Source organism: Candidatus Microthrix parvicella Bio17-1 (assembly GCF_000299415.1).
Lineage (GTDB): Bacteria > Actinomycetota > Acidimicrobiia > Acidimicrobiales > Microtrichaceae > Microthrix > Microthrix parvicella.
The window spans coordinates 262282-281884 of record NZ_AMPG01000001.1 but is presented as its reverse complement, the minus strand read 5'-3'; the positions used below and the strand labels follow the sequence as shown (position 1 = coordinate 281884).

General features: G+C 66.6%; 17 protein-coding genes and 1 pseudogene. 12 read left to right on the top strand and 6 right to left on the bottom strand.

The window, feature by feature from the left end; genetic code table 11:
- The first annotated feature begins 27 nt into the window (after positions 1-27).
- The gene (locus MPARV_RS0101390) at positions 28-1689 is read left to right on the top strand and encodes a ribonuclease J (RefSeq protein WP_020376962.1); all 1662 of its coding nucleotides are present in this window, start codon (positions 28-30) and stop codon (positions 1687-1689) included.
- 34 nt (positions 1690-1723) lie between these two features.
- Entirely contained in the window at positions 1724-2392 is a 669-nt protein-coding gene (locus MPARV_RS0101385; protein ID WP_051011913.1) for an alpha/beta fold hydrolase, read from the top strand.
- Between the two features lies 1 nt (position 2393).
- Here MPARV_RS0101385 and MPARV_RS25490 read toward each other — a convergent pair whose 3' ends face one another.
- The 3 genes and pseudogenes from MPARV_RS25490 to MPARV_RS0101370 form a co-directional block, all read right to left on the bottom strand.
- Positions 2394-2726: a hypothetical protein gene (locus MPARV_RS25490; protein ID WP_020376960.1), complete on the bottom strand. Its 333-nt coding sequence runs from the start codon at positions 2724-2726 to the stop codon at positions 2394-2396.
- 352 nt (positions 2727-3078) lie between these two features.
- Positions 3079-3315: pseudogene (locus MPARV_RS25925) on the bottom strand (hypothetical protein); the annotation flags it as partial.
- 131 nt (positions 3316-3446) lie between these two features.
- Positions 3447-3917 carry a flavodoxin family protein gene (locus MPARV_RS0101370; RefSeq protein ID WP_012230807.1) on the bottom strand — a complete coding sequence of 157 codons (471 nt, stop codon included), beginning with the start codon at positions 3915-3917 and terminating at the stop codon, positions 3447-3449.
- An 83-nt stretch (positions 3918-4000) separates the two neighbouring features.
- On the opposite strand from MPARV_RS0101370, the gene MPARV_RS0101365 reads away from it, so the two are divergent.
- The 7 genes from MPARV_RS0101365 (at position 4001) to MPARV_RS0101335 (ending at position 13935) form a co-directional block, all read left to right on the top strand.
- Positions 4001-6547: an FtsK/SpoIIIE family DNA translocase gene (locus tag MPARV_RS0101365; RefSeq protein ID WP_157789411.1), complete on the top strand. Its 2547-nt coding sequence runs from the start codon at positions 4001-4003 to the stop codon at positions 6545-6547.
- 84 nt (positions 6548-6631) lie between these two features.
- On the top strand, positions 6632-8047 hold the full coding sequence (locus MPARV_RS0101360; RefSeq protein ID WP_012230816.1) for a MiaB/RimO family radical SAM methylthiotransferase: 1416 nt from the start codon (positions 6632-6634) through the stop codon (positions 8045-8047).
- A gap of 7 nt (positions 8048-8054) precedes the next feature.
- A complete protein-coding gene (locus MPARV_RS0101355) occupies positions 8055-8654 on the top strand; it encodes a CDP-alcohol phosphatidyltransferase family protein (protein ID WP_157789410.1) in 600 nt (199 codons plus the stop codon).
- Between the two features lie 52 nt (positions 8655-8706).
- Positions 8707-9576, top strand: coding sequence for a hypothetical protein (locus tag MPARV_RS25205; protein ID WP_031276981.1), 870 nt, complete (start codon positions 8707-8709; stop codon positions 9574-9576).
- Between the two features lie 128 nt (positions 9577-9704).
- A complete protein-coding gene (locus tag MPARV_RS0101345; protein ID WP_012230822.1) occupies positions 9705-10946 on the top strand; it encodes a competence/damage-inducible protein A in 1242 nt (413 codons plus the stop codon).
- Positions 10943-12505 (top strand): MurL-like N-terminal domain-containing, encoded by a 1563-nt coding sequence (locus MPARV_RS0101340; RefSeq protein ID WP_020376957.1) that lies wholly within the window; start codon positions 10943-10945, stop codon positions 12503-12505. Before MPARV_RS0101345 ends, MPARV_RS0101340 begins: the two co-directional genes overlap by 4 nt.
- A gap of 8 nt (positions 12506-12513) precedes the next feature.
- On the top strand, positions 12514-13935 hold the full coding sequence (locus MPARV_RS0101335; RefSeq protein WP_020376956.1) for a Mur ligase family protein: 1422 nt from the start codon (positions 12514-12516) through the stop codon (positions 13933-13935).
- On the opposite strand, the gene MPARV_RS0101330 is transcribed toward MPARV_RS0101335, so the two are convergent.
- Positions 13922-14392 (bottom strand): nitroreductase family deazaflavin-dependent oxidoreductase, encoded by a 471-nt coding sequence (locus MPARV_RS0101330; RefSeq protein WP_020376955.1) that lies wholly within the window; start codon positions 14390-14392, stop codon positions 13922-13924. The two genes, MPARV_RS0101335 and MPARV_RS0101330, sit on opposite strands and share 14 nt — an antisense overlap.
- A 275-nt stretch (positions 14393-14667) precedes the next feature.
- Between MPARV_RS0101330 and recA the strand changes: the two genes are divergently transcribed.
- On the top strand, positions 14668-15753 hold the full coding sequence (recA, locus tag MPARV_RS0101325) for a recombinase RecA (protein WP_012230830.1): 1086 nt from the start codon (positions 14668-14670) through the stop codon (positions 15751-15753).
- Between the two features lie 45 nt (positions 15754-15798).
- Here the strand turns inward: recA and fdhD are convergent, their stop codons facing one another.
- A complete protein-coding gene (gene fdhD / locus MPARV_RS0101320) occupies positions 15799-16770 on the bottom strand; it encodes a formate dehydrogenase accessory sulfurtransferase FdhD (RefSeq protein WP_193788465.1) in 972 nt (323 codons plus the stop codon).
- Between the two features lie 163 nt (positions 16771-16933).
- Here fdhD and MPARV_RS21945 point away from each other — a divergent pair, with 163 nt between their 5' ends.
- Entirely contained in the window at positions 16934-17836 is a 903-nt protein-coding gene (locus tag MPARV_RS21945) for a nucleotidyltransferase family protein (RefSeq protein ID WP_157789409.1), read from the top strand.
- On the opposite strand, the gene MPARV_RS0101310 is transcribed toward MPARV_RS21945, so the two are convergent.
- Positions 17833-19104 carry an MFS transporter gene (locus MPARV_RS0101310; protein ID WP_020376952.1) on the bottom strand — a complete coding sequence of 424 codons (1272 nt, stop codon included), beginning with the start codon at positions 19102-19104 and terminating at the stop codon, positions 17833-17835. The two genes, MPARV_RS21945 and MPARV_RS0101310, sit on opposite strands and share 4 nt — an antisense overlap.
- Positions 19105-19195: 91 nt before the next feature.
- Between MPARV_RS0101310 and MPARV_RS0101305 the strand changes: the two genes are divergently transcribed.
- Complete coding sequence (locus MPARV_RS0101305; RefSeq protein ID WP_012230835.1) at positions 19196-19585, top strand: VOC family protein; 390 nt, start codon at positions 19196-19198, stop codon at positions 19583-19585.
- Positions 19586-19603 lie beyond the last annotated feature (18 nt).

The following is a 19603-nucleotide window of genomic DNA, read 5'->3' as shown; positions in this document are numbered from 1 at the left end:
GGTTGGGGCACGTAGTGTGCCCATCCAATGGCATCACCACTGAAAATCACGTTCCTGGGCGGCCTGGGAGAAATCGGACGCAACTGCGCGGCGTTCGAGTATGAAGACCAGATCCTGCTGCTCGACTGCGGGCTCATGTTTCCCGACCACGACATGCTCGGCGTCGACATTGTTTTGCCCGACTTCTCGTGGGTACACGAACGGGCCGACAAGATCGTCGGCTGCGTGTTGACGCACGGCCATGAGGATCACGTCGGGGCGCTCAGCTACCTGCTGCCCGACGTCTCGTTCCCGCTCTATGGCACCGAGGTGACCCTCGGCCTGGCCTACCCGCGCATCGAGGAGAACGGCCTGCTCGGGCGCACCGAGTTCAACGAGGTGCGCGACGGCGAGACCCACCAGATCGGGCCGTTCAGCTGTCAGTTCTTCGCGATGACCCACTCGGTGCCACAGGCGGTGGCCACTGCGATCACGACCGGCCAGGGCACCGTGCTGCACTCCGGCGACTTCAAGATCGACCTCACGCCGGTCGACGGGCGCCTCAGCGACCTGTCCGGCATCGGAGCCATCGCCACCGACCCGGGGATCCGCCTGCTGCTCGCCGACTCGACCAATGCCGGCTCGGCGGGCTACTCGGTCTCGGAGACCGAGGTGGGCAAGGTGTTGTACGACCTGATGCACCGCTACCGGGGCCGGCGCATCGTCACCGCCTGCTTCGCCTCCCACATCCACCGGGTGCAGCAGATCGCCGATGCGGCGATCGAGTACGACCGCAAGGTGGCCACGCTCGGCCGCTCGATGAAACGCAACGTGGCCATGGGCCGCGAGATGGGCGTCCTGCACATTCCCGATGACGCCCTGATCGACATCGAAGAGATCGACAAGTACGACCCGGGTGAGGTCATCGTGATCTCCACCGGCTCGCAGGGCGAGGCGATGTCGGCACTGACGCTGATGGCCACCCGCGAGAGCCGCTGGCTCAACGTGGGCGAGGAGGACGTGGTGATCCTGTCGTCGCACCCCATCCCCGGCAACGAGCATGCGGTCAACAAGGTGATCGACAAGCTGACCCGCCAGGGGGTCGAGGTGGTGCACTCCGGCATCGAGGACGTGCACGCCACCGGCCACGCCAAGCGCGAGGAGCTGAAGCTGTTGCAGTCGCTCACCCACGCCGACTGGTTCGTACCGGTGCACGGCGAGTACACCCACATGGTCCATCATGCCAAGATCGCCGAGCAGATGGGCACCCCCGCCGATCGCATCCTGGTGTGCGAGGACGGCGACACGCTCGTGCTCGATGACGACGGCTTGACCAGGGGCGACCGGGTCTCGGCCGAGTACATCTACGTCGACGGTAAGACGGTGGGCGAGATCGGCACCTCGGTGCTGCGCGATCGTCAGGTGCTGGGCGAAGAGGGCGTGGTCACCATCGTCATGATGGTCGACCTGGACCGACGCGAGATCGTGTCCGGCCCCGAACTGATCACCCGCGGTTGGGTGCAGGAGGTCGAGTCGACCGACCTGCTCGCCGAGGGCGCCAAGCGCGCCGCCAAGGCGGTCAACGACTCGCTCTCCGGCGGCGGCAACGCCGACCAGGTCGGTAAGGCGGCCCGGAAGGCCGTCGGCTCGTTCGTCAACCAGCGCACCCGTCGCCGTCCGATGATCGTGCCGGTCGTCCTCGAGGCATAGCCGTCGGGCGCCGGTGAATGGCTACGGTCGCCAGGTGCGCCTCAACGTGATCAGCCGGGGTTCCGGCCCGCCCATCGTGTTTCTCCACGGCATGGGGGCTTCGGCCGCCACGTGGGACGCCGTCGGCGAGGCGCTGTCGGACCGGTACCTCACCGTGGCGGTCGATCTGCCCGGTCACGGCGGGTCGCCCTGTCCGGACGACCCGGATCGGTTCACGAGGGACGCTGCCCTCGCCGACGTCGACGAGTTGCTCGCCACCTTGGCCGAGCCCGCGATCCTCGTCGGTCACTCGCTGGGCGGCTACCTGGCGCTCGCCCATGCGGCGACCCGCCCGGGGGCGGCACGCGGCATCGTCGTGGCGAACACCGGCCCCGGCTTCCGTGACCCGGAGAAGCGGGAGGCGTGGAACGCGCGCTCGCGGCGCAACGCCCACCGCTTCGGCGTGCCCGAACGGGTGGCCGACCTCAACCTGCAACACGACTCGGTGGTGATGGACCGCCTCGCCGAGATCGCGACGCCGACCCTGGTACTGGTCGGCGGAGCCGATCGGCCTGAGTACGTGGGGTCGGGCCAGTACCTGGAGCGAAAGATGCCCGACGCCAGGCTGGTGGTGATCGATGGTGGGGAGCATTCGATGCACGAGCACACCCACGCAGCCGACGTCGCCGAGCACATCGCCCACTTCGAGGCCGTATGCCCGTGACCTACTCAGCCGCCGACCGAGAGATGTTTCCGGTTAACGGCGTCGGAGGTTTATCCGGTGACTCGTGCCGGGCGCGACGTGTGAGGCGCCACAACCGGAACGCGGCGATGGTGCAGTGGCCGAAAATCAGGATGGTCAAGGCCGGCGGAACGATGATCACTGCAAGGAGGCCGGAGGTCTCCTCCCCGGACGCACACGCGAACGTCCCGGAACAGTTCGGATCCGGCTTGAACAACAGGGCGATCAGGAGCGCACCTACGGGGACGATCACGGTCAATGCCCAGACCACGTGTGCGGTGAGGAGCGAGCCGCCGCGTTTGGTGGTTCGTTTCATGCATTCCAACGTGGCGTAGCAGCGACGTTCGAGCCATCCGGGCAAGCCCCCAGATTCTGCTGGGGACGGCACGTGGCAATCCGAGCGAAGCTCTGGCCAGGAGCGGACCTCGGATGAGCCTCAGCTCTGGGCAGCCAACGCCTGGTAGGCGGACATGACGATCATGGCGCCGCGCAGGTCGCGGACGAGGCCGGAGCCCATCGTGTTCATCGCGTAGCTGACCGTGAGTTTGCGCCTCGAGATCGATGAGGGCGATCGAGCCGCCCCAGCCTGCTGCTGGGCTCGAAGATGGGTTCGGCGCCCGCCGTCCGATGTGAAAGTCGGCGCCGAGCGGGCCGGCCACCTCCTCCCGGAAGAACGTGCCGATCGAGCGACCGGTGACGCGGCGCACGACCCCCGCCTCAACGTTGCCCTGGGCGGTCGCGTGGTAGCCGGAGTGCGTGCCGGGCTCCCACCAGGGGGTCTGCGCTCCAGGAGGTGCTCGATCGCCTCCTCGTCGTAGAGGTGCTCGGGCGCGATGGCAGGGTCGAAGCCGGCCGGCATCAACATGACCGTGGCGGCCACCGGCTGACCGGCCGGGGTGACGCACACCGAGGCGCCGAGCTCCTGCCCGCTGTCGAAGTAGGCGGCCATGGCCGCCTGAACCGGCTCGAACCCGTCGTCGCAGGTCCCAGGGATCTCGGTCATCTCGTTGTCCCTGTAGTGATCTGCTCCGACACGCTACGAGCACGCTTCCAGCACCGCTGCGGCGGTGACGGCTCCGAGCTCCCACAGCCGGTCGGTGTCGTCGGACGCAGGCGCACCGATGACGAGCGTCGGGGGCCTCACCGCCGACCAGCCGAGGCCGGCCACAATGCGTTCCACGGCGAGCGCAGCGCCCTCCACATCGTTGTTTCCATGCACCCAAAGACCCCATGGCCGCCCCCTGGTCGCATCGAGGCACGGGTAGTAGACGGTGTCGAGGAAGTGCTTGAGCGCGCCGGACATGTACCCGAAGTTGGCGGGCGTGCCCAACAGGTAGCCGTCGGCGTCCAGCACATCGGGCACGGTCGCCCCCAGCGCCGGCTTGAGCAGCACCTCGAGCTCCTGGTCGAGCGCTGCGGCGGCGGAGATCGAGCCCTCTCGAACCGAATGCAGCATCTCGTGGGTAAAGGGAGACGGAGTGTGGTGGACCAGCAGGAGGCGAGCCATACCTCAGCCTGTCTCATGGCTCCGTCCGCTTCCGAACGGGGGTGCGCGGGATTGTCGCTGTGCACAGGTACCTTGGAGTTCTCGTGGCTACCAGTAAGTCCTCAAACCGCTCCGGCGGCACCCGCACCACACGCTCCACCTCGGTGGCGGGACGTACCGGCCGCTCGACGGCCACCAGCCGCGGGCGTACGCCGTCGCAGCCACAGGCTCGCTCTCGTCCAAATGCGAGGCCGCGCAACACCAAAAAGCCCGGTTCGGGAAGACGTGCCGCACGAAGTGGATGGTTCTCCGAGGCGTTTGAGGGTTACGGCGACGATGTGGCCGGCACCCTGCTGATCGGTGTGGCCATCGTGTGCGGGTTGGGTATTTACGGTGGACTTGGCGCTTTGGGTCGCTTCTTTCGCGACATCGTCGTCAATGTCACGGGCGTTTTCGCCTACGTCGTGCCGGTGCTGATGGCCGCAGTGGGCGTGTGGCTGATCGCTCGCCCCCATGAGGCCGACGACCCGGCCGAGTCGGCAAGCACCCGCCGACGTCTGGTGGGCGCACTGGTGGGTTTTGCCGGTCTCGCCGGCGCCGCGCACCTGATCGTCGGGCCTGCGTCCATCGGTGAGGCGGGTGTGTTCGACGCCAATGACAACGCCGGCGGCCTGTTCGGCTGGCTGGTGGCCGGCCCCCTGGACGCGCTGCTCAGTCGTTGGGGTGCATTGGCCCTCATGCCGGTGGTCTTGTTTTTCGCTGCGTCGCTGCTGAGCGGTCGCCGTATGCGAACCCTCTTTGGTGACGCCAAGGTTGCGTTGGCGCCGGCGGGGCGCGTGATCGGCCATGCTGCGGGCGCGCTGTTTCGGCTTGGCCCGCGGGAGGCCATTCTCGATGGACCCGAGACCGAGGAGGACGTTGACCCCAACGCTCCGACCCGGGTGATGGACGGGCCCGGTGGCCGGGCGCGGTTCTTCGACCAGGATGCCAACCCGGAAACCGGTGCGCTGGACGTGCCGCCCGAGTTGCCCCCCAGCGGGCCCCCGCCGGCCACCTCGACCGTCGCCCAGGCCTCGCCGCCAAAGCGCCCCAAGGTCGTGGTGCCCATCGACGACTCGGTCGATCCCGAGCAGCTGAGGATGGACCTAAGCCCCGCCGAGGGTTCGGAGTGGACGCTTCCCAACATGAACCTGCTGGGCCGCAGCGGTTCGAAGGAGGTGGACGAGGCTGCGGTGGCCGAGCGTGGTCAACGCCTGGAGGCCTCGTTGGCCGAGCACGGCGTGGAAACCCGGCTGGTGGGCATGGTGGTGGGCCCGACGGTGACCCGCTACGAGTTGGAGCTGGGCATCGGCGTGAAGGTGTCCAAGATCACCAACCTCAACCGGGACATCGCGTACGCCTTGGCGTCGTCCGACGTGCGCATCATCGCCCCCATACCGGGGCGCCAGGCCATCGGCGTGGAGGTGCCCAACGACGAACGGGACGTGGTGGCACTGGGCGACATTCTCACGTCGGCGGAGGCCGCAAAGGCCAAGGCCCCGCTGGAGGTTGGCGTGGGCCGCGACATCGCCGGTCGATCGGTGATGGTCAACCTGGCCACCATGCCTCACGTGCTGATCGCCGGGCAGACCGGCGCCGGTAAGTCCAGCTGCCTCAACTCGATCCTCACCTCGCTGATGATGCGGGTGACGCCGGACCAGGTTGGGCTGATCCTCATCGACCCGAAACGGGTGGAACTTACCCAGTACGACCGCATTCCGCACCTGCTGACGAGCGTGGTGACCGACCCCAAGAAGGCCGCCAACGCCCTCGATTGGGCGGTCCGGGAGATGGAGCGCCGCTACGACCTGCTTCAGGAGGCGGGGGTTCGCGATATTGGCGGATACAACTCCAACTTTGACGCCGACAAACTGTCGTCGCCTCTGGGGGCGGAGCGCGAGTGGGAACGCATGCGCTACATACTCGTCGTCGTTGACGAGCTGTCCGACCTGATGATGGTGGCCGCACGCGATGTGGAGAACTCGATTTGCCGTCTGGCCCAGATGGCACGTGCGGTTGGTATCCACCTGGTGATCGCCACCCAGCGACCGTCGGTCAACGTGATCACCGGCGTGATCAAGGCCAACGTGCCCGCCCGCATGGCCTTTGCCGTGGCGTCGGCCACGGACTCCAAGGTGGTGCTCGATCAAACCGGCGCCGAGCGACTGGTCGGCCGTGGCGACATGTTGTTGCTCGGCCCGGCCGCCTCAACCCCGCAGCGCATCCAGGGCGCCTGGGTTGAGGAGAGCGAGGTGCACGACATCGTGTCGCACTGGCGGGAACAGGCACCCGCCGTCGAGGCCCGCTACACCGAGGGTGTCGCGGACGAGACCGAACGCCCCGGGGGCGACGACCCGGTCACCGCCGGATCGGCCGACCCTCACGACGACGATGAGCTGCTGAAGCAGGCCTGGGAGCTGGTGGTTCGTTCCCAGCTGGGCTCCACGTCCATGCTGCAGCGAAAGCTGCGGGTTGGCTTCGCCCGGGCCGGGCGCCTCATGGACCTGCTCGAGGAGCGAAGCATCGTCGGTCCCTCAGAGGGCTCGAAGGCCCGAACCGTCAACATGACACCCGAGGAACTCGAGGATCTGATCAACTCGGGCAACTTCTGATTCGGCCATCGGCCGCCATCGGCCGAAGCGCCCGATGGCGGCCGAAATGGGAGATTGCGGCGGGCCATCTACTCTGTTGGTTTCATGTCGAAGCGCTACTGGTTGGAAACACTCGGCTGTCCGAAGAACCAGGTGGACTCGGACAAGTTGGAGGGCACGCTCCTGGCCGCGGGCTACGAGGCCGCGCCCGGGCCGGGTGAGGCTGAGCTGGTGGTGGTGAACACCTGCGCGTTCATCGAAGATGCGCGGGCCGAGTCGGTGGAGGCCGTGCTGGGGCTGGCCGAGGACCGAGCCGAAGGTGCCGAGTTGGTGGTCACCGGGTGCCTGGCGGAACGGGCCGGTGCCGAGTTGGCTGAGGCCATTCCGGAGATCGACCGTGTGGCGCCCTTTGGGATGGACCTACTCGGTCGGTTCGGCGCAGTGGATACTGGTGCGCCAGGCCCCCCTGAAACCTCCGGATCGGTCACCGACACGGTGAGCGTCACGCTGGGACCGTCACGGCTGGGCGGAAGCTCGTCCGGCGTGGTGGTGCCGGATATGGACCTGCTGGAGCTGCCCCGGCCCCCCTCCACCTCGCCATGGGCCTATGTGAAGATCGCCGAAGGCTGTGACCGGGCCTGCGGATTTTGCGCCATCCCAAGCTTTCGGGGTCCGCAACGATCTCGCACCATCGAATCGATACTGGCCGAGGTGGACGTACTCGCCAGGTCAAACCGATCGTCGGGTCGTGAAGGTGGTGGCGAAGACGCAACCCTGAGGGCCAGGGAAATCGTCTTGGTCGCTCAGGATCTCGCTGCCTACGGCCGCGATCAGGGTATTGGACAGCGGGACATCATCCCGTTGCTCACGGCGGTGTCTCAACGTGTCGATTGGGTGCGGTTGCTCTACCTCTATCCCTCAGACCTCACCGAGGCACTGATCGACGCAATCCTGTCCACTGGCGTGCCGTATTTCGACCTGTCGTTACAGCACACGTCACGCCCGGTGTTGCGCCGTATGAAGCGTTGGGGTGACGGCGAGCAGTTCTTGGAGCGCATCGCACGCATCAGGGAACTGGAACCCGATGCCGTCTTTCGGTCCAACTTCCTCATCGGATACCCGGGAGAGACCGAGGAGGACCACGATGACCTGCTCGCGTTCATGGAGGCCGCTCAGGTTGACTGGTGTGGGCTCTTTACATTTTCTCGGGAATCGGGCACCTACGCCGCATCCCTTCCGGATCAGGTCGCTCCCGAATTGATGGCCGAGCGCCATGCGGAGGCGTCCGAACTGGCTGAGACCATCACGGCCGAGCGTCGCCTCGATCGGGTTGGCCGCACCATCGAGGTGCTGGTCGATGCCCCCGGGGTTGCGCGCAGCACCGGAGAGGCCCCCGAAATCGACGGCATCATCGCGGTTCCGGAAGATCTGACGGTCGGTTCGCTGCTGGAAGTTCTCGTTGTCGACGCCGAAGGGCCCGACTTGGAGGCCGTGCCGGTGAGCGACCATACCGGTGGGTGACCAGTCGTTGAGAGAACCGCAGCCCAGCGAACATCCCAAATGGTTCGGTCCATCGGCGCTGCTGACCCCCGCCAATCTGGTGACGCTGGCCCGGATCGCAGCGGCGCCGGTGGCGTTCGCCATGATGCTCGACAACGATGGGCTGGGCTCCTGGGGCCTCCTGGTGCTGTGGTTCGTGCTCGCCGTCACCGACTTTGTTGACGGCTACCTGGCTCGGAAGCAGGGTTCCACGAGGTCCGGGGCCTTTCTTGACCCGCTGGCCGACAAGGTGTTGGTGCTCGGCGGGTTCATCACCTTGGCTGTGGTGGGTCGGTTTCCTTGGGCTGCGGTGATTCTGACGATTGTGCGGGAGCTGGGCATCTCTGCATTTCGTTCGTACTGGGGCCGACGCGGCCTTTCGGTGCCCGCGTCCGAGCTGGCCAAGTGGAAAACCTTCATTCAGCTGGGGGCGGTGGGTTGGACCACGTGGCCCACGTTTACCGACTGGCGCTGGCTGTCCGACAGTTGGCTGTGGGCCAGCGTCGTGATCGCCTGGGTCACGGCACTGCAGTACGTCGTTGCGGGAAGCCGGGCGACGTCCACGACGGGCGAGTCGGTCAAGACCTGACCCTCGCAGGTCGGGTAGATTGAGGCGACGACCTCGACGAAAGTAGGGAACCGTGGCCGGAGACGCCAAGCCGAAGAAGATGCTCATCGGCGGCATTGTGATGATGGTCATCGCCACCATCGGTGGCATCACATTTGCCGTGATTGGTGGAAGCAAGTTCTTTGGAGCGATCAACGACCTCACCAATACGGAGAAGGTCCAACTGCCCGGCACGTCGTCGGTGGTCGGAAGCGGGAATCAGTTCACCGTGTGGTCGTCCGCCTCGTTCGCCAACTGCTCGGTCAACGGCGGTGAGGTCAACTTCGATTCATCGGGGAGCACCGAGCAGTCGGCGGACGTCAACGGGGAGTCGTTCGCCCTGGTTGGATGGTTCGACACAGTGAACGGCGAGGATTACTCGGTTGACTGTGACGGAACACCCGGAGAGACCTTCTCGGTCGTCGAGCTGTCGTTTTCCGAGTTCGCTGTGGCGGCGGCGATGTTCTTCGGGTCGTTTATCGGCGGGTTTGGGCTGTTCTTCATCGGATTGATCTTCACGATCATCGCCCTGTTCCGTCGCTCCAGTTGGACCAAGAAGCAGGGCGGGCAGGGCGGGGGGTACTACCCGCAGCAACCGGGTCAGCCGCTGCCCGGCCAGCAGGCTTGGAGCACTGCGGCGCCCGGTGCCCCGGCGGCGCCGACCTTCGGGGCCCAGCCACCCCCTCCGGCGGGCATCCCACCCGGCCCCGGTGGCCCACCACCTTTCGTAGGGCAGGCACCTCCGCCGGGGGGGCCACCTCCGGGGCAGAGCGCACCGACTCCTCCGCCTGCCCCTCCCGCCCCTCCCGCGTCGGCTCCATCGGCTCCGCCGCCCGCTCCTCCCGCTCCTCCTGCGTCGGCTCCTCCGCCGGCTCCGCCGACCCATCCGCCCCCGGCCGGATAGCGCCGGGGTCCGGCGAAGTTTGGTCATGAAAAGCGTCCGACCGGGACGTGGTGCTGCTGACGAAGACACTCAAGGTCGATGCGTCGCCGGCATCTGGTACTCCAAGCACGGTTGGGTAGGTTGCTGAGATGAACGTCGAAGTCGTCGCAGTCGGTACCGAACTGCTCCTGGGACAGATCGTCGACACCAACTCCAGCTGGATTGGCGAGCAACTGGCGTTGGTCGGGCTCAACTCGCATTTCCAGACCAAGGTTGGTGACAACCTCGGTCGCATCGTCGACACGCTCAGCCGGGCGCTGGAGCGGTCGGATGCGGTGATCGTGTGCGGCGGTCTGGGCCCGACCCAGGATGATCTCACCCGTGAGGCGCTCGCCGAGCTCGCCGGGGAGCAGCTCGACGAGGACGAGACCATGATCGACACGATTACGGCCATGTTCGGCGAGCGAGGGCGACGCATGCCCATGAACAACCTCAACCAGGCCCGCAAGCCGGCGTCGGCCGAGTTCATCCCGGTGCAGCCCGGGACCGCACCCGGATTGGTACTTCCGCTGCAAAAGGGCGTTGTGTACGCCGTGCCCGGCGTGCCTTGGGAGATGAAGGAGATGTTGAGCGGCTACGTGTTGAGCGACCTGTCCCGTCGCAGCGGCGACCCGGCGGCCATCGCCAGCCGTACGCTGCGAACCTGGGGCGAGTCAGAATCCGGTCTCGACGAGTTGTTGGCCCCCCGTATGGCCGAGCTCGACCAGCTGGGAAACCCGACCCTCGCGTTTCTGGCGTCGGGGGTGGAGGGTTTGAAGGTGCGGATCACGGCCAAAGCGGCCGATACCGCCACCGCCACCTCGATCGTCGACGATGAGGCCGATCGGCTCCGAACGCTGTTGGGTCCGCTGGTGTTTGGCACCGACCACGACAACATGGAGTCGGCCGTGCTGGCAATGCTGGAGGCTCGCGGGCACACCCTCGGTGTGGCCGAGTCGCTCACCGGCGGCCTGTTGGGATCGCGCCTGGCGTCGGTCCCCGGCGCATCAGCGGTGTTTCGTGGGGGCATCGTGGCATACCACCCGGAGGTGAAACAGCAGTTGCTGGACGTGCCCGTCGGCCCAGTGGTGACCGAAACCGTCGCGCTGGCGATGGCCCGGGGGGCGTGCGCTCGCCTGGGTACCGAGGTGGGCTTGGCGACCACCGGCGTGGCAGGACCTGACGCGTTGGAGGGCCACTCGCCCGGCACCGTGTGCATGGCAGCGGTGTGGCCGGGCGGCGAGGCGGCGATCACGCTGAAGCTGCCGGGTGGCCGTCAGCAGGTGCGGGAGTTCGCCTGTATCTCGGTGCTCGACCTGTTGCGCCGCCGGCTGATGACGGACGATGCATGACCACCACCACCCCGGCTGCGATTTTGGCCGATCGGTGCCCTGAGCTGGCCACGGTTGACCGGTTCGAGATCCTCACCCCCGAACTGACCTTTGAGCTCGACAAGGCCGCTGGCGGGGTCGGGTCCAGCACCGGCCGCTATCGCCTGGTGACCCATTTCCGGCTCACTGGAGGGGGCGACGAGGTGGCTCGGTTTGCCGAGGAGGTTGTCTTCAGAGGACCGCCGCCCAACCGGCCGTCCGCCTCGGCGGACGATTCTGGTGCGCTTGGCGACCCGGGGAAGCCGGTGGACCTCATGGCAGACGGGCGCGGCGGATGGGCGGCTTTGGCCCGGCTGGTGGCTCTGGCAACCGGCACCAGCTATTACAAGGTGGCTGCTCCGACGATGATCTCGGTCGGGCTGGGTCCCATCACCCCGGCCGAGGATGCGTTCGTCCGGGCGCTCTACGACCACGGCATGCGCGAGTTCGCCGTTCGCAACGACCTTCCGGTGCCGTTGATTCAACGCTGGGAGTCGCAGCTGGACGACCAATCCGTCCCATCCGCATCGCTCGGTCGGATCGGGAAAGACTCGATGGTTGGTCCCGACGCGTTGGCTGCTGACGGGTCTGGGGTGACGCCGTTGGTTCCGGTGGGCGGTGGGAAGGACTCGGCGTTGGTCCTGTCGGTGCTGGGTACCCGGGCGGTCGCCTTCACGATCAATGCCACCGCGGCGCCCCGTCGGGTGGCGGCCGCCGCTGGGCTGAAGTTGCTCACTGCGACGCGTCGCCTGGATCCGTCACTTCGAAACTGGAACCAGCGCGGAGCGCTCAACGGACACATTCCGGTCACGGCTGTGGTCACCGCCATCTCAGCACTGGTCGCGCGGGCACACGGCTGCTCGGACGTGGTGTTGGGCAACGAACGATCGGCGTCCGAACCCACTCGCTGGGTGCACGGCGAGCCGGTGAATCACCAATGGGCCAAATCATTGGAGGCGGAGGACCTCACCCAGGCCGCGCTGCACGCAGTCACCGGTGGTCGGTTGCGCACGTTCTCGATCCTGCGGCCGTTCACCGAGGTGGCGATCGCTTCGGGTCTGGTCGCCGATGAGGCCCAACTTGGTGCCTTCCTCTCCTGTAACGAAGCGTTCACCATCTGGCGTGAGACCAGCCAGCGAACCGATGCCACCTGGTGCTTGAACTGCCCGAAGTGCCGGTTTACGTCACTGATGCTGGCCCCCCACGTGACGTCCGACCGATTCGAGGTGATCTTCGGCGGTCGCCCGCTGCACGATCCGCGGCAGGTTGACGGCTATCGGGAGCTTTGGGACGAGGAATCGAAGCCCTACGAGTGCGTGGGGGAGATGGTGGAGTCGGCGGCTGCCATGGCGGAGCTGAGCACCCGGCCAGAGTGGGCGAATGCAGCCGTGGTCCAGGCGCTCGGCGCCGAGGCCACCCGGTATGCCGAAAAGCACCAGGCCTCCCTTGTCAGCTTGATGACGCCCACGTCCGAGCACCGTGTGCCAGAGCCGTACCTGGGCTGGATGCTCGATCGTCTCGACCCAACCCGGGCGGGATAGGGGCGGTCGTGCGGCTCGACGAACTTGCCGGGGCCCGAGTGCTCATGCTGGGGCTGGGGATCGACAACCTCGCCGCTCTCGCCGCGGTGAGCGGCGCCGGGCCTGCGTCGCTCACCGCGGCAGTGGACGATGTTGATGCGGTCACCGACGCGGACTGCTTGGTGCTGGTCGCCGCAGGGGCTGAACTCGTGACGACCGCCCTGGCCATCGATGTCGTTGAAGCAGCGGGAGGCGGCTCCGGGTTACGTGGGGGTTCGGGCAGCTCCGAAGGGTCGGTCGTGGTCCTGCGCGCACCGGGCTACCCCAGACACGGACCGGTGTGCGCACGCTTGGAGCGTTCGGGCGCACGGTTCACCACGGCGGTCGACCTGTGGATGGGTACCTACGGCTCCGACCGTGAGGTGGTGGGGATCACCGGCACCAAGGGCAAGTCGACGGTGACGTCGCTCCTGGATCAGCTGCTCGACCTGCTGGGCATCGAACACCTGATGGGCGGCAACATCGGCTTGGCGATCTGGGAGCAGGCGCCCCTGCCGCCATCGGGCGTGCCGGCCGTGATCGAGGTGTCCTCCTACATGGCCGCCGATGCTCATCACCCCCCCAGCATCGGGGTGCTCACCTCGTTGGACGCCGATCACCTCACCTGGCACGGTTCGGTCGAGGCCTACCGCACCGACAAGTTGCGGTTGTTCACCGGCGGAGGCGCCGAGACGCCGCGCATCGTCCTCGTCAACAGTGCCGACCCGGTTGCGGTGGGATCACTCGAGACCTCGGGTGTCGAGGTGCGATGCATCGCTCAGAAGCGCTCGCGCTCCCTCCCGGCTGCGGAGCGGCTGGTCGAGCGTGGATTTCCAACGCACCTGGGTTCCAACCTGGCGCTGGCGGTCGCCGCAGCCGAGGAACTGTGCCTCGCTCTCGGGCGGGGGACCGATGCACTCGACGCGGCGTTACTCGAGCTGGCCGACCGTTACGAGGCACTGCCCTCTCGGCATGTGACCATCGCCGAACACGATGGGGTGCGCTACATCGACGACGCGTTGGCCTCCAATCCGTTTGCGGCCGCAGCGGCAATTGGTGCGGTCGGCGACCGGCCGGTGACCTGGCTGATCGGAGGCCAGTCTCGCGACGTGTCGCTGGAACCGATGTTGCAGGCGCTGGTCGCCGCGTCGAAGCCGGTGCTGCTGGTGGGGCTGCCCGACACGGGATTGGATTGGTGCGAGCGGTTGGTCGATGGGGTCGAAGGATCCGCAGAGGTGTCGGCAACATCGGCCGCCGATCTGGTTGAGGCGGTGCGGATCGCCGCCGACCGCACCCCACCCGGTGGCGTGGTGCTGTTTGCTCCCGGTGCGCCCACCCCACCCCGCCTCGGCACCTATCGCGAGCGCGCGGCCGCCTTTTCCGCTGCTGTTGGGATGCTCAGGCCGGGCTGAGCCTGATCACCGGGATCGTCCGCTCTGTGCGTGCGGCATAGTCGGTGTAGTCGGCGTACATCTCCACCAGACGGGGCCACAGCTCGGCTCGTTCGGACCCCTTGACCTCTCGTGCCACCATGCCGGCCTGCTGACCTCGGCGGTTCACTGTGACGTCGGGGTGTTGTGTGACGTTGTAGTACCAGGCCGGATTGGTTGGCATTCCGCCCTGCGACGCCACCACGATCAGATCGTCTCCGTCCTCGAGGTACAGCAGCGGCACGGTGCGTTCCTTGCCGGAGTGGCGGCCGGTGGTGGTGACGAGGATGACGTCGGTGCCCTTGAGGAATCGACCGCCGATCACCCCGTTCGTCATGCGGTAGAACCACGTGGTGACACGGCTCATCACCTTGATGACGGCGGCTCCCACCTTGACCTGGCGTGCGTTGTAGGAGTGGGTGGGCTCGGTGGATTCCATATCGGGTGAGGCTACCGGCCAAGAATGACGAGGCTGAGGCTTGACCGAACAGGCGTTCGTAACTACACTGACGTCATCTTGCAGCTGAGAGTTGCGGTCCGCAGGCAAATGCTGCGGCCTGCAGAGAGCAGCTGTGGCTCGCGGCCTCAGCAGCGAATATGACCGGGCCGTCAGGGTTTGGCTTCGTTGTCACACCCCGTCCGTAGCGTCGACACCAAGCACAACCCACACAGCACAGGGACCGCAGGTGTCCCCCAATCGCCAAGGAGATCACCATGGCAAATGATCCGGATCGCAGCAAGGCACTCGACATGGCTCTCGGCCAAATCGATAAGCAGTTTGGCAAAGGCTCGGTCATGCGGATGGGGGAGAAGACCTCCCTGAACGTCGAGGCCATCTCCACCGGCGCACTGTCGCTTGACGTGGCGCTGGGCATCGGCGGCCTTCCCCGCGGCCGTGTCACTGAGATCTACGGCCCGGAGGCCTCGGGCAAGTCCACCCTCGCCATGCACGTGGTGGCCGAAGCGCAGCGCAATGGCGGCACCTGCGCCTATGTCGATGCCGAGCACGCCATGGATCCGTCCTATGCATCCAGAATTGGCGTGGACATCGACCAGTTGCTGATCTCCCAGCCGGACACCGGCGAGCAGGCGCTCGAGATCACCGACATGTTGGTGCGCTCCGGTGCGATTGACGTGGTGGTGATCGACTCGGTGGCTGCGCTGACGCCACGGGCCGAAATCGAGGGTGATATGGGCGACACCCACGTTGGGCTGCAGGCCCGCCTCATGTCTCAGGCGCTGCGCAAGCTCACGGCCAACCTCAACCGGTCCAACACCATCTGCATCTTCATCAACCAGTTGCGAGAGAAGATCGGTGTCATGTTTGGGTCGCCCGAAACCACCTCCGGTGGTCGTGCGCTCAAGTTCTACTCGTCGGTCCGCCTCGACATCCGTCGCATTGAGGCGATCAAGAACGGTGTTGAGGTGGTGGGCAACCGCACCCGGGTCAAGGTGGTCAAGAACAAGATGGCCCCGCCGTTCAAACAGTGCGAGTTCGACATCATGTACGGCCAGGGCATCAGCCGTGAGGGCTCGTTGCTCGATATGGCGGTTGATCTCAACATCGTGAAGAAGTCCGGTGCCTGGTACACCTATGACGGCGAACAGTTGGGGCAGGGGCGAGAAAACGCCAAGCAGTTCCTCACCGACAATCCCGAGATCATGGTGGAGGTCTCCGAGTTGGTCCGCAACCAGATGGGCATCGGCGACAAGCCTGATGAGCCGGAGGATGCCGAGGGCAGCCTCGACCCCGATGGATTCACCGACGCCGACGACGTGCCGATCGCCCTCGACAGCTGACCTGCTGCAACGTTCCGGCCGTCGCGGTCCCGCCCGCGACGGCCCTCAATCTCGGAGACCCGCCGCCATCCCAGTCGGTGGTGGGTTTCCGGTCCAGGTGGTGGTTTCACAGCCACCCCCGACGTGGGACTCCCGAGCCTGCCAGCCACCAGTCCCGCTTTCCGGCGGGGAGAACGGACCTCCAGCCCGTTCTCCCCGCTGTTCGTCGCTCTTGGCCTCGACGGTTTTGCCGCGTTCGACCTCGGCGCAACCGATGATGCGATCTGGCCGCGAGTAGATGTTGGCGCCACGGTCTCGCACGAAACCCACCAGGGTGATGCCGGTGTGATTGGCAACCTCGACGGCCAGGGCGGTGGGCGCTCCAACGGCCACCACCACTGGTATCCCGGCCATGGCGGCCTTCTGCACCAGTTCGAAGCCCGCCCTTCCCGAGAGCACCAATGCACGCCCGGTCAACGGCATCAGGTTCTGTATCACCGCCCATCCAATGACCTTGTCCACGGCGTTGTGTCGGCCCACGTCCTCCCGGACGGCGATCATTGAGCCGTCGCACGTTGCAAGCCCGGCACCGTGAGTACCGCCGGTTTGGTCGAACAGGTATTGGTCGGCGCGGAGGAGGTCCGGCAATCCGACGACCACGTCGCTCGTCATCGAGCTGGAGTCATCGTGGGGTGGATACCTGGTGCTGACGGCGATCGCGTCAAGCGCCGAGGTACCGCAGATGCCGCACGATGACGTGGTGGTGGTCAGGCGTTCCCTCTCAGGTGGTGGCGCATCCATGCCGGGTGCCAGCGAGACATCGAGGACGTTCATTGAATCGTCACCAGCGATACCCAGGTCGAACTGGGCAGAGCGGACGTCCCCGCCGTTGGAGATGATGCCCTCGGCAAGGAGCCACCCGTGAGCCAGCTCAACGTCGTCACCAGGCGTTCGCATCGTGGTGGTCAGCACCCGGCCATCGAGGCGCAGCTCCAACGGTTCCTCGGTGGCCAGGCGATCAGCGGTGGTGCCGTCCATCCGGTGACCACCACGGAGCACGGTCACCGGGTGAGTTCGGGCGTTCTTGGGCATCCCCCAGCGTGCCACGGTCGCCCCGTCTGGCCCCTTCTGGCCCCGTCTGGCCTCTTCTGGATCGGAGGCGTTGGGGTGCGCGTCCTCTCGGGATGAGAGAGTGCACACCATGCAACGCCATGCGGCACCACCACCACATCATCTCGTGGTGGTGGCCGGGGGTTCGGGTCAACGTCTGGGCGGCATCGACAAGGCACTGTGTGTGATTGGCGGGGTGCGGCTGGTCGATTGGGCGTTGGCGACGCCCGTGCCCGGTCGGACGGTGGTGGTTCGTCCGGCCGGGAGGGCCCCGGTCGGCAGGTCGCCGGACGGGCGACAGGTGGAGGTCGTCTCGGAACGACCTGCCGATGGTGGTCCGGCCGCAGGCCTGGCGGCAGGCGCCCGCAGGCTGATCGACCCGTTTGCTGTCGAGAGCGACTTGTGCTTGGGAGCGGATCTGCATCCCGTCGACCCGAATGACCTTGTCGCTGTCCTCGCGGTGGATCACCTTGGCCCGACGGACGACATGATCCTTCAGGTGACGGCTGCGCTGCGCCGTCACCCAAACCGGGGTGTCGCCGTGGCCGCGCCGGACGGCGACCCACAATGGCTCACCGCCGTCTGGCGAACCTGGGCGTTGGCCGACGCATTGATCGCGTTGGAAGATCCAAGGGACAAAGCGGCGCGGAGGCTGGTGCAACTGGCCGACCCGTTGATGGCTGATGTGCCCCGGGTCCCCAGCCTGGATCGTCCCGAGGATCTGGTGAAGGTGCTGGGCGACGCGGTCCACCTTGGGCTGAGCGGCACGGAGCAGCATCGAACTCAAATCGCCTCGGCAATTGGCGGAGGGATGGGCTGGACGAGCCGAGAGACACGCAACCCGGATGGTGCCCCCGCATCCCTGCTGAGCGCCCCCGGTCATGTCGATCCAGCCGGTGGCGCGCAGAGGGCCTGGCTCGAGGTCGGCCCCCCGGAACAAGCGATGCCGAGGTGGGCGGACGCGCGGCTGGTGCCGATCGAAGGGTCGGGCTAGTCGTCCAGGTGCCCCAGCCATGAGGGGCGCCGAAGGGCGAGGGTGGCGGCCAGGTAGGCGCACCCGGCGATGATCACGGTGGTACGCGCGCCGATGACGTCGCTGGACCATCCCTGCACCAAGGATCCGACCGGAATCGAGATGGTGAACAGGGTGAGATACAGCGCCAACACCTTGCCACGCATGGCCTCGTCCACCTGGATCTGCAGCGTGGTGTTGAGGGTTGCGGCGATCGGCAGGTAGGCGCCACCGGCGATGAGCAGTGCGAGCAACCCCAGCAGGTAGATCGGCGCCGCTGCGAAACACACCAGGGCGATGCCGTACACAACCATGGAATTCCCGGCCAGCCGGCTTCTTGCAACTCCAGAACCAGGTCCGGCGACGACCGGTGCCGCAATCACCGACCCGATGCCGAGGGCTGCGCTGAGCAACCCGTATCGCAAACCTCCAACTTGAAAGACCTCCTCGGCGAACACGATCACCAAGGAGAAGATCGGTTGACCGAAGAGTCCCAAGGCAACCACTGCGACGTAACAGGCCAACATGCCACGGCGGTCCTGGACGTAGCCGATGGTGGCGCGGGCATCGGAGAGAATGCGGGGGCGAGGCGTGGACACGGGCGGTCGTTTGGGCGTAGCGATCAACGCCAGGGCCACCAGCACGGCGCCGTAGGAGGCGGCGTTGATGAAGAAGGCCGGGCCGGGCCCGAGGGTGACCAACACCAGCCCGCCAAGTGCCGGGCCGAAGGCGCGGGCTGCATTGAACTGTGCCGAGTTGAGGGTCACGGCGTTGAGGAGCGCGTCGCGCGGCACCAATTCGGAGACGAACGCCTGCCATGCGGGCGCGTTGATACCGGTGATGACGCCTCCCACGGCCACGAGGCCGATGATCACCGGCACCGAGGCCACGCCGGTGACCCACGCGCCTCCCATCATGATGGCCACCACTCCCATGGCGACCTGGGTGACGAGTAGTACCCGTCGCCGATCCAACCGATCGGCGATGGTGCCGCCCAACGGTGACATCATCGCCATGGGTGCCAGTTGGCTGAAGGCCGCAATGCCCACCCAGGTGGACGAATGGGTCAGCTGAAACACCACGTAGGGCACCGTGAGGTTCTGCACCCAGGTGCCGCTGTTGGACAGCAACGCGCCGATCCAGAACAGGCGGAAGTTGCGAAATCGAAAGGCGGCTGCGGCATCTCGCAGGCCGGGCTTGGACGGTGCGCCGGCCGCGCCGCCTGAAGGTTCTGTCGCGATGTCGGACAACCTAGCCGGCCCACTTCCGCCGAGCGGGCGCTCCGTCGACCTCGGCACGAATGCTCGGCCCCGGACCACGTCAGGTCGCTATCGTCGAAGCGTGGATGTGCTCTCCTCGCGCCTCTTGGTTCGGACCGACGACCTGGCGGCGTCGACTGCGTGGTGGCGCGACACACTCGGGCTGAGCGTGGCCCGTGAGTACGGTGCCGAAGGGGTGGCCACCGGGGTGGCGTTCTTCTGTGGCGGTGTGCTGGTGGAGTTCAGCGGACACGGCTCGGACCCCGCCGGCCTCGTGTTGTGGCTGCAGGTGCCGGACGTAATGGTCGAATCAGATCGGTTGATTCAGGCGGACGTCGCTCATGACGGGCGACCTGAGCGCATGCCATGGGGATTGATCGAGTGGTGGATCAGGTCGCCGGAGGGTGTTCGGCTGGTCTTGGTGGAGATCCCGAAGGACCACCCGCTTCGCAGCCGACGGGTCCTCGAGTAATCAGGTCGGGCTCACTGC

What these genes read in the sequence shown, in the direction of transcription:
- MPARV_RS0101390 (WP_020376962.1), top strand. Translation starts at nt 28, where the DNA reads ATGGCATCACCACTGAAAATCACGTTCCTGGGCGGCCTGGGAGAAATC.
- MPARV_RS25490 (WP_020376960.1), bottom strand. Translation starts at nt 2,726, where the DNA reads ATGAAACGAACCACCAAACGCGGCGGCTCGCTCCTCACCGCACACGTG.
- MPARV_RS0101370 (WP_012230807.1), bottom strand. Translation starts at nt 3,917, where the DNA reads ATGGCTCGCCTCCTGCTGGTCCACCACACTCCGTCTCCCTTTACCCAC.
- MPARV_RS0101360 (WP_012230816.1), top strand. Translation starts at nt 6,632, where the DNA reads ATGTCGAAGCGCTACTGGTTGGAAACACTCGGCTGTCCGAAGAACCAG.
- MPARV_RS0101345 (WP_012230822.1), top strand. Translation starts at nt 9,705, where the DNA reads ATGAACGTCGAAGTCGTCGCAGTCGGTACCGAACTGCTCCTGGGACAG.
- MPARV_RS0101340 (WP_020376957.1), top strand. Translation starts at nt 10,943, where the DNA reads ATGACCACCACCACCCCGGCTGCGATTTTGGCCGATCGGTGCCCTGAG.
- MPARV_RS0101330 (WP_020376955.1), bottom strand. Translation starts at nt 14,392, where the DNA reads ATGGAATCCACCGAGCCCACCCACTCCTACAACGCACGCCAGGTCAAG.
- recA (WP_012230830.1), top strand. Translation starts at nt 14,668, where the DNA reads ATGGCAAATGATCCGGATCGCAGCAAGGCACTCGACATGGCTCTCGGC.
- fdhD (WP_193788465.1), bottom strand. Translation starts at nt 16,770, where the DNA reads ATGGACGGCACCACCGCTGATCGCCTGGCCACCGAGGAACCGTTGGAG.
- MPARV_RS21945 (WP_157789409.1), top strand. Translation starts at nt 16,934, where the DNA reads ATGCAACGCCATGCGGCACCACCACCACATCATCTCGTGGTGGTGGCC.